Here is a 12,755-nt window from a genome sequence, read left to right as displayed (position 1 = left end):
CACGCTCTAGGCGCGGCCTGCCATCGCCGGGGCAGGCTGGCCCTGCAGTGCGGCGGCCATCAGGGGCAGCGCCGGCACGAGCGCGGCGTCGTCCGGCGCGCAGGCCAGGCCCAGGTGGCGGGCGAAGGGCAGGGCCGCATCCAGCGGCCGGGCGATGCAGCGCGGCGCATGGGCCGCGTGCGACTGCGGCACCACGGCCAGGCCCAGGCCCAGCTCCACCATCTGCAGCAGGGCTTCCTCGCGCGCGGCGCTGGCCCGCACCTCGAAGGTGATGCCCTGCTGCGCCAGCAGCCGGGCGAAGCGCTCGTGCAGCGGGCAGTAGGGCCGCTCGATCAGGGGCAGGCCCTGCAGGTCGGCGAGGGCGAAGCGGGCCTTGAAGCGCAGTGGGTGCCTCTCGGGCACGAGCATCACGTAGGGTTCGCGCGCCACGCTCTCGAACAGATCGCCCTCGGGCTTGCAGTGGTCGGCCACGAGGCGCAGCCGCGCCTCGCCGGGCGTGGCGGTCAGGCGGATCAGCGCGGCGGGCCAGTGCGCATCGATCCAGGAGAGCAGCGGCGCCGCGCTGCGCAGCAACACGTCGTCGGGCAGGTGGAGGGCCAGCACCTCGCGCGGCGCCTCGCGGAAGTCGCGCACCATCGCACCGGCCTGCGCCAGCAGGCTGCAGGCGCGCGGATAGAGCCGCTCGCCCGCGGGCGTGGGCGCCAGGCCCGCGCGGCTGCGCTGGAACAGCGGGCTGCCCAGCACGTCTTCCAGCCCCTTGATGGCCATGCTGATCGAGGGCTGCGCCACATGGCAGCGGCGTGCAGCGGCGGTGACGCCGCCTTCCTCGTAGGCGGCGACGAAGTAGCCCAGGGCGCGCAGGTCGAACAGCATGGTGTGCGGGGAATCAGGCGCCCGTGGGCGCGATGGTGGTGACGGTTTCGCGGAAGTAGTCCAGCCGGCCCTGGACGGAGTGGCTCACGATCCAGGTCACGCTCTCCACCTCGCGCTGCTGCACGGCATAGAAGAAGCGCTGGTGGAAGCGCGTGAGCACCCAGTCATCGCCCAGCGCCTGGCTCTCGGTCTGCACGATCTGCGTGCCGCGCGGGAAGACTTCCGCCGCCAGGCGCTGCAGCACGGCCAGCAGGCCGGCTTTGTCTTTCGCTTGCTGCCACGAGACGTCGGCCGTGTCGCGGTAGTGGTCGATGCGGAAGTCCACGCCATCGTCGATGTGCGCGAGCAGCGTCGGCACGTCGCCGGCGGCGAAGGCGTTCAGCACGTGGTCGATGGGGTAGGGCATGGTGGCGGTGTGCATGGGCAGGCTCCTGGGTGAAAGAAGCCGCGACTGTAGGAAGCCGTGATCCATTCGTAAATTATTTTATTTGTTGGAGGTCGGCATAAAAACCCGATGGATCCGTGGGCCGTGCCGGTGCCTTCTACAATGCGCGGGCCGGCGCCGCATCGCTTCGTTCGCGGTGCCGGCAAGCGTTCTCAGGGCGGGGCGGAATTCCCCACCGGCGGTAGGCGCGGGGCGACCCGCGCGAGCCCGCGAGCGCCCCGGTGCCGTCTTGTGGATGGCCGCCGGGGGTCAGCAGACCTGGTGCGATGCCAGGGCCGACGGTCACAGTCCGGATGAAAGAGAGCGCGAGTGCCGTGCCCCCGGCGTGCCTGACCGCGCGCCGGGGGCATGGCTTCGCGTGCGCGCCCTGGTTCATGTCCCTTGTCTGGAACTCACCATGAATCAGATGACTGAAACTTCTTCTTCCGTTCCTTCCACGGCATCGCCGCGCATCGCGCTGATCTGCGCGCTCTGGCATGCCGACATCGTCCACCAGGCGCGCGACGCCGCCGTGGCCACCTGGGCCGCGCGCGGCGTGCCTGCCGACCATGTGACCCATTTCGACGTGCCGGGCGCGTTCGAGATCCCGCTGCTTGCGCAGTCGCTGGCGCGCAGCGGGCAGTACGACGCCATCGTCGCCTGCGCGCTGGTGGTCAACGGCGGCATCTACCGCCACGAGTTCGTGGCCGGCGCGGTGATCGACGGGCTGATGCGCGTGCAGCTCGACGACGGCGTGCCGGTGTTTTCCGCCGTGCTCACGCCGCACGACTTCCATGAGCACGAGGAGCACCGCGCCTTCTTCCGCGCGCATTTCGTCAAGAAGGGCGAGGAGGTCGCCCAGGCCTGCCTGGGCGCGCTGGCGCAACTCGCGCGCGTGCCGCGACGTTGATGAGCGTTACTGCCGCGCCGTGCGCACGTTGCGCGGCAGTTGCTGCGGGTGGCTGGTGCGCCAGGGGTTGATGTCCAGCCCGCCGCGGCGCGTGTAGCGTGCGTAGACGGCCAGCTTGATGGGGCGGCAGCGCGTCCACACGTCCATGAAGATGCGCTCCACGCACTGCTCGTGGAATTCGTTGTGGTTGCGAAAGCTCACGAGGTACTGCAGCAGCCCGGCCTGGTCGATCTGCGCGCCGCTGTAGGCGATCTGCACGCTGCCCCAGTCGGGCTGGCCGGTGACGAGGCAGTTGCTCTTGAGCAGGTGACTCACCAGCGTCTCGGTCACGGGCGCCTCGGCGTGGTTGGCTGCGAGCAGCTCGGGCGCGGGGGTGTACTGCGTGCACTCCACGTCCAGCCGGTCGAGCAGCAGGCCGTCCAGCTCGTGGATCGGCTCCTGGTCGAACAGCTCGGGCGCGACCAGCTTCACGCCCACGGTGCCGGCGACGGGGCTGCCGCGCCAGACGGCCTCGCTCACGTCCTGGCGGATGCGCGCGCGTACGTCCTCCAGGCTGGCGAAGCGGGTGTTGTTGAAGCTGTTCAGGTACAGCTTGAACGACTTGCTCTCGACGATGTTGGGCGTCTCGCACGGCACCGTGACGTGGGCGATGGCCACCTGCGGCTTGCCGCGCGGGCCCAGCCACGACAGCTCGTAGGCCGTCCACAGGTCCGCGCCGAAGAAGGGCGGCGCGCCCGCGATGCCGATCTCGGCGCGCTTGGGCAGGCGCGGCAGGGGGAACAGCAGCGATGCGTCGTACTGGTCGGCGTAGGCGGACGCCTTGCCGAGCTGGGATTGTTCCGGCGTGGTCATGGTGTGCTATTGAATGGATAGCTGCTTGCGCTTGATGGGTAGGCGCTGGAGGCCGTTTTTACTTGAATTCCCGCTCGCGCAGCCACTTGGTGGCAATCCACTTCTCGCCCTCGATGACGGGCGCGCCGCCGTGCAGCGTGCGCGTGGAGGGGTGGGGCCGCTCGTAGCTGAAGAACACGGCATTGCCGCGGCGCGGCCCGATCTCCATGTGCACGTCCGGGAAGGTGGTGCCGCCGCCCCGGGCCGGGTCGTTGAGGTAGATGACCAGCGTGGCCACGCGCTGGCCGCCGCGCTTGAGGATGGTGGCTGTGCCGGGCTCGGCCGGGTCGAAGTAGTCGTAGTGCGGCTTGTATTCGGCGCCGGGGCGGTAGTGCAGCACCTGCAGGCCCTCGCCGTTCTCGATGGGCCATTCCACCAGGCGGGCGATGCGCTCTTCCAGCCGCGTCACCACGTCGTTCTCTCCGCGCTGGAAGAACATGCCGTCGCTGGTGCGGTCGTCGTTGACCTCGTCGCCGCCGGTGCGCGTGGCCACGGTGAGCGAGCGCGCCATGCGCGGGCGCGCGGCGGCGATGATGGCGTCGCACTCCTCGGGCGAGAGCAGGTTGCCGAACAGCACCACGCGCGGGCTGCCCATGGCCATGAGCACCTCGACCTGGCGGTCGCCCACGCCGATGAAGAGCGGCGAATCGGCCAGCGGCGGCCCGGGCACGCGCACGGCGGGCGGCTGGCCCTGCTGCACGGCCACGTCGTCCAGGTGCTTGCGCAGCACCTGCTCCACCGCCTGGATAGCCACGTCCTCGTTCCAGCCGGCCTTGCACATGGCGTCGATCAGCGCGGGCGCGGCGATGCCTGTGCCCGCCTGGTCGATGATCCATTGGCGCAGTTCGGGGGTGATGGGCTGTGAAGTCATGGCGTGCGGCGGAAGACCAGGCGGTCGGGCGCGGAGGCGGCGGGGTGGAAAGCATAGCCTTCGAGGTTAAAGCCCTCCAGCTGGCGCGGGGTCGCCGCGCGCCGCTGGATGGCCCAGCGCGCCATGAGCCCGCGCGCACGCTTGGCGTGGAAGCTGATGATCTTGTACCGGCCGCCCTTGTAGTCCTCGAACACGCACTCGACCACGCGGGCCTTGAGCGTCAGGAGGTCGACGGACTTGAAATATTCCTGCGACGCGAGGTTGACCACGACCGGCGTGGCGTCGGCCGCCAGCCGCTGGTTCAGGTGCTCGGCGATGCGCGCGCCCCAGAACTGGTAGAGGTTGGACCCCGCATCGGTGGCCAGGCGCGTGCCCATCTCCAGGCGGTAGGGCTGCATCCAGTCCAGCGGGCGCAGCACGCCGTACAGGCCGCTGAGGATGGCGAGGTGCTGCTGCGCCCAGTCCAGGTCCTCGGGCGAGAGGGTGCGCGCCTGCAGGCCCTCGTATACGTCGCCGTTGAAGGCCATCACGGCCTGGCGGGCGTTGCGCGCCGTGAAGCGCGGCTTCCACGCGGCGTAGCGCGCCACGTTGAGCGCGGCCAGCGGGTCGCTGATGGACATGAGCGAGGCGACCTGCTGCGGCGATTGCTCGCGCAGTACCTCGATCAATCGCGTGCTGTCGGGCACGAAGGCGGGCAGCGTGTGCGGCAGGCCCTCGGGCAGGGGGGTGTCGTAGTCCAGCGATTTGGCGGGGGAGAGCAGGAACAGCATGGCGTGGCGGTGCGCTGCCCTGTTTCAAGCCAAATGGGCTTCTAGCCCTTATGCATCAAGCGCTGGCAGCTATGGTTTTTGATGGTTCGAGAAGCCATCCAGGGGCGAGGCCCTGGATGGCGCGGCCGGTCAGGCGCGGCCGGCTAGGCAGGCCCGGTCAGGCGCGGCCTTCCTGCTCGAAGGGAAGCTGCAGGTCGCGCAGGTCGCGGCGGGTCTCCACCAGCACCAGCGGGCCTTCATCCACCACCACCACGGGCGGGCGCTCGCGCGGCACGCGGATGGGCTGGGGCTCGGCGGCGATCGCGGCCTGGGCGGCGGCGATCTTCTCCGCGTCGGAGTTGATCCATTCCAGGCCCGAGGACTTCGCCACCTCGATCAGCGCATCCACGGGCAGCGCGAAGGACTGCACGCGCGGCATGCCGCTTTCTTCCGTAACCACGGCCACGGGTGCCGGCGCCGACGCGGGGGCCAGTGCCTCGACGGGCGCAGGGGCCACCGGCGCCGGGCTCACGGGTGCTGCGTTGGCAGGTACGGCCTCCGCCGCAGGGACGGGTGCGGCGGAAGCGGCGAAGTAGCTGCGGCGCGCGGGCTCTTGCGCGGCCTCTTCGTCGCCAGCGGTGGGCGCTGCGATGGCCGAGGCGTCGAAGTCCAGCAGCGGGGCCGCGGGCTGCGCGTCCGCGGCGTCGCCGCCGCGTGGGCCGCGCTCGCGGCGGTCACGGCCGTAGCGGTCGCGCGAACGGCGCTCGCGGCGCTCCTCGCCGCCAGCGGGCGACTCAGCGGCCGCAGGGGCCGTTTCGCCCGCCGACAGGTCCAGGTCGGGCAGCGAGGCCAGGGGCGCGGTATCGACGAAGTCGGCGCCAGGGGCTGCCGGCGCTGCGGCGGCCGGGGCCGGGGCATTAGCGTCGATGGTGCGCGGGCCGCGTTCGCGGCGCTCCCCGCGTTCGCGGCGGCCACCGCGCTCGCTGCTGCGCTCGCCACGTTCGCCGCGCGGTGCGCGCTCGGCGCGTGCCTGCTCGGGCGTGCCTTCATCGGCGGGTGCGGTCAGAGGGGCCTGCGCCTCGGCGCCTTGCGGCAGGGCAGCTTGCGCAGGGGACTGGCGCTCGCCGCGTTCGCGCCCGCCACGCCCTTCGCGCGGTTCACGCGGCTCGCGGCGGCCTTCGCCTTCGGCGCGTTCGCCGTTGCGGCCATTGCGGCTGTCACGGCCCTCGCGGCCTTCCAGCGCGCGCTCGCCGCTGCGGCCTTCGCCGCGGCGGCCGCGGCCTTCGCCGTTGCCTTCGCGGGACGCATCGCGGTTGCCGTCACGGGAGGCGTCGCGGCCGCCGCGGCGGCCACGTTCGCCATTGCGGCCGTCACGGCGTGCTTCGCCACGGGCGGCCTCGGCCGGCTGCTGCGGGGCGACGGCCACCGGGGCGGGTGCAGGCGCAGGGCCGAAGCCGAACAGGCTCTTGAGCCAGGAGAAGAAGCCTTGCTCCGGTGCGGGCGCCGGGGCTGGGCGCTGCGGCTGCACCGCGGGCGCTGCCGGGCGCTGCTGCGCATTGCCCGGGCCCTGGCCACCCTGGTTGCGCGCGGGGCGTGCGGCGCCTTCAGGGCGCGGCTCGGCCACGGGAGCGGGGGCATCGGGCAGCACGCCCTTGATGACGGGCGTCTGCTTGTTCGTGGGCTCCTGCGAGCGGCGCGTGACCTGGGTCTGCTCCTCCTCCACGTCGGCGAGCTTGTAGCTGGCGTCCAGGCTGTCCAGGCGCGGGTCGTCGTGCTTGAGGCGTTCGAGCTTGTAGTGCGGCGTCTCCAGCGACTTGTTGGGGATCAGCACCACGCTGACGCGCTGCTTCAACTCGATCTTGGCGATCTCGGTGCGCTTCTCGTTGAGCAGGAAGCTGGCCACCTCCACGGGCACCTGGCAGTGCACGGCGGCGGTGTTGTCCTTCATGGACTCTTCCTGGATCATGCGCAGCATCTGCAGCGAGAAGCCTTCCGTGTCGCGCACGTGGCCGGTGCCGTCGCACAGCGGGCAGCGGATGTGGGCGCCTTCGGACAGCGACGGCTTGAGGCGCTGGCGGCTCATTTCCATGAGGCCGAACTTGCTGATGGTGCCGAACTGCACGCGCGCGCGGTCCTGGCGCAGCGCGTCGCGCAGGCGGTTCTCGACCTCGCGGCGGTTCTTGCTCTCCTCCATGTCGATGAAGTCGATCACGATCAGGCCGCCCAGGTCGCGCAGGCGCATCTGGCGCGCCACCTCGTCGGCGGCCTCCAGGTTGGTGCGCGTGGCGGTCTCCTCGATGTCGCCGCCCTTGATGGCGCGCGCGGAGTTCACGTCCACGCTGACCAGCGCCTCGGTGTGGTCGATCACGATGGCGCCGCCCGAGGGCAGGGTGACGGTGCGCGAGTAGGCCGACTCGATCTGGTGCTCGATCTGGAAGCGCGAGAACAGCGGCGCGTCGTCGCGGTAGCGCTTCACGCGGGCGGCATGCTCGGGCATGACGTGCGCCATGAACTGCTGCGCCTGCTCGTAGATGTCATCGGTGTCGATGAGGATGTCGCCGATGTCGCTGTTGAAGTAGTCGCGGATGGCGCGGATCACCAGGCTCGATTCCTGGTAGATCAGGAACGCGCCCTTGCCGGCCTTGGCGGCGCCGTCGATGGCGTTCCACAGCTTGAGCAGGTAGTTCAGGTCCCACTGCAGTTCGGGCGCGGTGCGGCCGATGCCGGCGGTGCGCGCGATGATGCTCATGCCCTTGGGGTATTCGAGCTGGTCCATCGCCTCCTTGAGCTCGGCGCGGTCCTCGCCCTCGATGCGCCGGCTGACGCCGCCGCCGCGCGGGTTGTTGGGCATCAGCACCACGTAGCGGCCGGCCAGGCTGATGAAGGTGGTCAGCGCGGCGCCCTTGTTGCCGCGCTCCTCCTTCTCGACCTGGACGATCAGCTCCTGGCCTTCCTTGATGACCTCCTGGATCTTGGCCTGGCTGGGCGAGACGCCTTCGGCGAAGTACTGGCGGGAGATTTCCTTGAACGGCAGGAAGCCGTGGCGGTCTTCGCCGTAGTCGACGAAGCAGGCCTCCAGCGACGGCTCCACGCGCGTCACCACGGCCTTGTAGATGTTGCCCTTGCGCTGTTCGCGCCCTTCGATCTCGATCTCGTAGTCCAGCAGCTTCTGGCCGTCCACGATGGCCAAGCGCCGTTCCTCGGGCTGCGTGGCGTTGATGAGCATCCGTTTCATGATGCGTTTCCTTTATTTCTCTGCGTTGTGCGGCGGGGCCGTGCGCAGCGCCTGTGCAGGGCTGCGGGGTTCCGCCGGTTCCAAACCAAAACAGGCTCTAGGGGAGCCGGGAATGCCTGGGCTGGCGCATCGAAACGAAGGGAAAAGGCCGGGCGCACCGCGGCTGCGCAGCGGTCAGCTGCGCAGGCGAGGTGGGGGCGCGTGGATGGGGGCGAGCCGGAGAGTGCGCGGGTATGCTGTGAAAAGCATAGCTGCTGGCGCTTGCCGGACGGGCGTTACAGGCGATTTGCACGCCAATGGCAAAGGCTGGCGCCCTTGCCACAGCGAGACAATCCATGCCAGCAACACCCACATGATTTCGCTTTGATCCGCTGGCCGCCGCGCCCTGGTCGGGCGGGGGGACAGCCTGGAATTTCCGTATTCAGTGTTTCGATTCGTCAGCCCGCCGCTCGGCGTGCGACCTACTTTGGCGCACGACGCTCGCTGGCATCGACCATGCTGCGCGTCTTGCCGGGCCGTGTGTCCATTAAACTTCAGACAAATCAACCACTTACACTTTCGTCGCGCAGGTGAAACACATTATAGGGGGCAAACCGGGCCCATCCTCTTCCCTCCCGGCCGCCCGCATCGTCGAGGTCGACCCCGAATCCGCAGGCCAGCGGCTCGACAACTTCCTGATCCGCCACCTGAAGGGCGTGCCCAAGACCCACGTCTACCGCATCATCCGCAGCGGCGAGGTGCGGCTGAACAAGGGCCGCACCAGCGCCGACGCGCGCGTGGCCGCGGGCGACCAGGTGCGCCTGCCGCCCGTGCGCGTGGCCGAGAAGAACCCGGCCGAGCGCCCCGCGCCCGCGCGCGAATTCCCCATCCTGCTGGAGGACGAGCACCTGATCGCCCTCGACAAGCCCGCCGGCGTGGCCGTGCACGGCGGCAGCGGGGTGAGCTTCGGGGTGATCGAGCAGTTGCGCCAGGCACGCCCCCAGGCGCGCTTCCTGGAACTGGTGCACCGGCTGGACCGCGAAACCTCGGGCATCCTGCTGGTGGCCAAGAAGCGCTCTGCGCTCACCCACCTGCAGGACCAGTTCCGCGGGCGCGAGACGGGCAAGACCTACCTCGCCCTGGTCACGGGCGCGTGGCCCGCGAACAAGAAGGTGATCGACACGCCGCTCCACAAATACCTGCAGGAGGACGGCGAGCGCCGCGTGCGCGTGACCACGCAGGAGGACCCGGACGGCATGCGCTCCATCACCCTCGTCAAGGTGCGCAGCCAGATCGCGCCGCGCCCCTCGCAGGGCCTGCCTGCGATGAGCCTGCTGGAAGTGACCATCAAGACCGGCCGCACGCACCAGATCCGCGTGCACCTGGCAAGCCAGGGCCACCCAATCGCGGGCGACGACAAGTACGGCGACTTCGAACTCAACAAGCGGCTGCAGAAACAAGGCCTCAAGCGCATGTTCCTTCACGCATGGCGGCTACAGTTCAGCCATCCCGCGCAACCCGGCGAAGCGGGCGCTCGCGTCGAGCTGCACGCCGACCTGCCCGCCGAGCTGGCCGATTTCCTCCCCACCCCATGACCCTCCGCCGCTTCGACCTCATCGCCTTCGACTGGGACGGCACGCTGTTCGACTCCACCGCCATCATCGTGCGCAGCATCCAGGAGGCCGTGCGCGACTTAGGATGCACCGTGCCCACCGACGAGGCCGCTGCCTGGGTGATCGGCATGGCGCTGCCCCAGGCCCTGGCCCACGCCGCGCCCGACGTGCCGCGCGAGAAATACGTGGAGCTGTCCAACCGCTACCGCTACCACTACCTGCAGCACCAGGACGACCTGAGCCTGTTCGACGGCGTGCTGCCCATGCTGCACGGCCTGCGCGAGCGGGGCCACCTGCTGGCTGTGGCCACGGGCAAGAGCCGGCGTGGGCTGGACCACGTGCTGCACCAGGTGCAGCTGCGCGGCATGTTCGACGCATCGCGCACCGCCGACGAAACCGCCGGCAAGCCGCACCCGCTGATGCTGCAGGAGCTGATGGCCGAGTTCGACGTGGCGCCCGGACGCGTGCTGATGATCGGCGACACCACGCACGACCTGGAGATGGCCCGTGCCGCCGGCTGTGCCAGCGTGGGCGTGGGCTACGGCGCGCACGACATCCAGGGCTTCGGTGCGCTGGAACCGCTCTACATCGCCCCTTCGGTGGCCGAACTGCACCGCTGGCTGCACGCCCATGCCTGACGTGACCATGCCCCTGTGCCCCAGCGCCGACCTGGTGGACGGCGGGCCCGCCGTGGCCTTCGACGTGCGCTACGCGGGCGAGCACTGCCGCGCCTTCGCCATCCGCTACGAAGGCCGGGTGCACGCCTACCTGAACCGCTGCTCCCACGTGCCCATGGAGATGGACTATCAGGAAGGCCGGTTTTTCGACGACACCGGCCGCTGGCTGCTGTGCGCCACGCACGGCGCGGCCTACCAGCCCGACACCGGCGCCTGCGTCGGCGGGCCGTGCCGTGGCGGCCTGGTGAAGGTAGCCCTCTCGGAAGAGGGCGGGATGGTCCGCTGGCATACTGCCCCACTGCTGCAACCCGTAGAGTTCTGATTCCATGACCGACCCCACCCGCACCGAACCCGCAGGTTTTGAGGGAAATCCGCCTCCGGCGCCCGACCTGTGGGCGCAAGCAGCTACGGAAAAAGGAGCAAGCAAGGCGGCGCCCGCCTGGGAGCGTGAAGTGCTCGAAAAGCTCGTGCTTGGAACGCTGAACGAGCAGCGCGCCGCGCGCCGCTGGCGCATCTTCTGGCGCTTCGCGTGGATCGTGCTGGCGGCGGCCGTCGTCTGGGCGGTGCTCTCGCGCGACATCGCCGCGACCGCCAAGACCACGCCGCACACGGCCGTGGTGGACGTGAAGGGCGAGATCGCGGCCGGTGCCGAGGCCAGCGCCGAGTTCGTCGTGGCCGCCATGCGCAGCGCGTTCGAGGACTCGGGCTCGCAGGCCGTGGTGCTGCTCATCAACTCGCCGGGCGGCAGCCCCGTGCAGGCCGGCATCATCAACGACGAGATCACGCGCCTGAAGGCCAAGTACGACAAGCCGGTCTACGCCGTGGTGGAGGAAACCTGCGCCTCCGCCGCCTACTACATCGCCGCGGCGGCCGACGACATCTTCGTGGACAAGGCCAGCATCGTGGGCAGCATCGGCGTGCTGATGGACGGCTTCGGCTTCACTGGCACCATGGAAAAGCTCGGCGTGGAGCGCCGCCTGCTCACCGCCGGCGAGAACAAGGGCTTCCTCGACCCCTTCAGCCCGCAGACCGAGACGCAGCGCGCCTACGCGCAGCAGATGCTCGACCAGATCCACCAGCAGTTCATCGCCGTGGTCAAGAAGGGCCGGGGCGACCGCCTGAAGACCACGCCCGAGACCTTCAGCGGCCTGTTCTGGACCGGCCAGCAGGCGGTGGAGATGGGCCTGGCCGACCAGATGGGCAACCTGGACTACGTGGCGCGCGAAGTGGTCAAGGCCGAGGAGGTCATCGACTACACCCGCCGCGACAACGTGGCCGAGCGCCTGGCCAAGAAGTTCGGCGCCGCCGTCGGCATGGGCGCCATGAAGGCGCTGGCCGCGCTGCAGGTGCCGCAGCTTCGTTAACTGCCGGTCAGGCCCGCCTTGCGCTGGCGCGAGCCGTCCTCCAGCAGCACATCGTCGGCCAGCAGGCGGCCGCTCTCGTCCCATTCCTTGCGCGTCTGCAGCCGCGTGCGGCCGCGTGCGTCGGGCTCGCCGTAGCCTTCTTCCAGCGCGATGCGTCCGTTGGCGTGAAAGTGCTGTTGCACGCCGGTGGGCTGCCGGTCGGCCGTGAGCCGCTCCCGCCGCGCAAGGCGTCCGTCGTCGCCATGCAGCTCGCGCAGGACGCGCGCGGCCGGGCCTTCGCCGGCCGGCGCGGTGCGTTCGCGCAGCGCGCCGTTGAGGTACCAGCGCTCCACCAGCGTCTCGCGGCCTGCCGTGTAGCTGCGCTGCTCGACGAGCTGGCCCGATGCGCCCCACTGCCGCACCTGCGCGAGCGCACCGCCCCGATGGGCGAGCGGGCGGTCGTCGGCCTCGTAGATGCGCTCCTCGCGCAGCACGGCCTTGCCGTTCTCGCTGCTGTAGCGGCGGTGCACGCGGCGGCCGTTCTCGAACAGCATCTGCGCGGCCAGCAGGCCGCCGGCATCCCACTCCATGGCGGTGAGCAGGCGGCCCTGTTCGTAGCGCATCTGCGCGGCCTTGGCGCCTGACGCGGTGTGGAGCGCCGTTTCCGCCGCGCCGCCGAAGCCGCACAGCGGGCGGTCTTCGGGCAGCACGCTCGCGGCGGGGCACATCAGCCGCGTGGGCTGGCCAGCGGCGTTGTACTCCACGTAGAACTGTTCGCGCCCGTCGGCGTGGAACGCGAGGCGCTCCAACTGCCCCTGCGCATCGAGGCGGCGCACCGGTCCCCGCGTACGCCCGTTCTCGGCGAATTCCTCGCGCCGCAGCTGGCCGTTCGGCCAAAATTCCGCCATACGGCCCTGGCTGTTGCCGCGCTCGTTCACGTGGCGCTCGCGCTGCAGGCGCCCTTCGCGGTCGTAGAAGCGCTGCAGCCCCAGGTATTTGCCGCCGCGCAGTTCCTGCTCACGCTGCAGGTGGCCCGTGTCCTCGTCGCGGCAGCGCAGCAGGCCGGTGAGGCCGGCGGTTTCGGCGCCGTTCGACGGGTTCACGGGCTTGCCGTTCATTTCGCAGCGAATAATGGCCCCAGCGCTTGTCCAGCAAGCGCAAGAAGCTATGGAAATGAGAGCTTTGCGCAG

12 protein-coding genes and 1 riboswitch are annotated in these 12,755 nt (G+C 70.2%); of the genes, 5 read left to right on the top strand and 7 right to left on the bottom strand.

Annotated features, from left to right (window positions below):
• Window positions 1-6: 6 nt before the first annotated feature.
• Window positions 7-873, bottom strand: a complete 867-nt coding sequence (locus tag AVS7_RS10685; protein ID WP_020228400.1) for a LysR family transcriptional regulator — start codon at window positions 871-873, stop codon at window positions 7-9.
• A gap of 13 nt (window positions 874-886) precedes the next feature.
• Window positions 887-1,294 carry a hypothetical protein gene (locus tag AVS7_RS10680; RefSeq protein ID WP_020228399.1) on the bottom strand — a complete coding sequence of 136 codons (408 nt, stop codon included), beginning with the start codon at window positions 1,292-1,294 and terminating at the stop codon, window positions 887-889.
• Between the two features lie 168 nt (window positions 1,295-1,462).
• Window positions 1,463-1,627, top strand: a riboswitch (FMN riboswitch).
• A 97-nt stretch (window positions 1,628-1,724) separates the two neighbouring features.
• Here AVS7_RS10680 and AVS7_RS10675 point away from each other — a divergent pair.
• Window positions 1,725-2,207, top strand: a complete 483-nt coding sequence (locus AVS7_RS10675) for a 6,7-dimethyl-8-ribityllumazine synthase (RefSeq protein WP_020228398.1) — start codon at window positions 1,725-1,727, stop codon at window positions 2,205-2,207.
• 6 nt (window positions 2,208-2,213) lie between these two features.
• Here the strand turns inward: AVS7_RS10675 and queF are convergent, their stop codons facing one another.
• From queF to AVS7_RS10655, 4 genes are all read right to left on the bottom strand, one after another.
• A complete protein-coding gene (queF, locus tag AVS7_RS10670; protein WP_020228397.1) occupies window positions 2,214-3,059 on the bottom strand; it encodes an NADPH-dependent 7-cyano-7-deazaguanine reductase QueF in 846 nt (281 codons plus the stop codon).
• Window positions 3,060-3,117: 58 nt separating this feature from the next.
• Window positions 3,118-3,969 carry a 2OG-Fe(II) oxygenase gene (locus AVS7_RS10665; protein ID WP_020228396.1) on the bottom strand — a complete coding sequence of 284 codons (852 nt, stop codon included), beginning with the start codon at window positions 3,967-3,969 and terminating at the stop codon, window positions 3,118-3,120.
• Window positions 3,966-4,739 (bottom strand): peroxide stress protein YaaA, encoded by a 774-nt coding sequence (gene yaaA, locus AVS7_RS10660; protein WP_020228395.1) that lies wholly within the window; start codon window positions 4,737-4,739, stop codon window positions 3,966-3,968. Before yaaA ends, AVS7_RS10665 begins: the two co-directional genes overlap by 4 nt.
• 157 nt (window positions 4,740-4,896) lie before the next feature.
• Entirely contained in the window at window positions 4,897-7,953 is a 3,057-nt protein-coding gene (locus tag AVS7_RS10655; protein WP_024001322.1) for an Rne/Rng family ribonuclease, read from the bottom strand.
• A gap of 569 nt (window positions 7,954-8,522) precedes the next feature.
• On the opposite strand from AVS7_RS10655, the gene AVS7_RS10650 reads away from it, so the two are divergent.
• Genes AVS7_RS10650 through AVS7_RS10635 form a run of 4 tightly spaced genes read left to right on the top strand, consistent with a single transcriptional unit; the run spans window position 8,523 to window position 11,586 of the window.
• The gene (locus AVS7_RS10650; RefSeq protein WP_020228393.1) at window positions 8,523-9,527 is read left to right on the top strand and encodes an RluA family pseudouridine synthase; all 1,005 of its coding nucleotides are present in this window, start codon (window positions 8,523-8,525) and stop codon (window positions 9,525-9,527) included.
• Window positions 9,524-10,183, top strand: coding sequence for an HAD family hydrolase (locus AVS7_RS10645; RefSeq protein WP_020228392.1), 660 nt, complete (start codon window positions 9,524-9,526; stop codon window positions 10,181-10,183). Before AVS7_RS10650 ends, AVS7_RS10645 begins: the two co-directional genes overlap by 4 nt.
• Window positions 10,176-10,544 (top strand): Rieske 2Fe-2S domain-containing protein, encoded by a 369-nt coding sequence (locus tag AVS7_RS10640; RefSeq protein WP_020228391.1) that lies wholly within the window; start codon window positions 10,176-10,178, stop codon window positions 10,542-10,544. The genes AVS7_RS10645 and AVS7_RS10640 overlap by 8 nt, the downstream gene beginning before the upstream one ends.
• A gap of 4 nt (window positions 10,545-10,548) precedes the next feature.
• Window positions 10,549-11,586, top strand: coding sequence for a S49 family peptidase (locus AVS7_RS10635; RefSeq protein WP_024001320.1), 1,038 nt, complete (start codon window positions 10,549-10,551; stop codon window positions 11,584-11,586).
• Here AVS7_RS10635 and AVS7_RS10630 read toward each other — a convergent pair.
• Window positions 11,583-12,683: a toxin-antitoxin system YwqK family antitoxin gene (locus AVS7_RS10630; protein WP_020228389.1), complete on the bottom strand. Its 1,101-nt coding sequence runs from the start codon at window positions 12,681-12,683 to the stop codon at window positions 11,583-11,585. The genes AVS7_RS10635 and AVS7_RS10630 overlap by 4 nt on opposite strands.
• Window positions 12,684-12,755: the final 72 nt, after the last annotated feature.

Origin of the sequence: Acidovorax sp. MR-S7, from assembly GCF_000400995.2 — a bacterium.
Taxonomy (GTDB): Bacteria; Pseudomonadota; Gammaproteobacteria; order Burkholderiales; family Burkholderiaceae_C; genus MR-S7.
The sequence above is the reverse complement of the archived record's forward strand: the minus strand, read 5'-3'. Positions and strand labels throughout refer to the sequence as shown.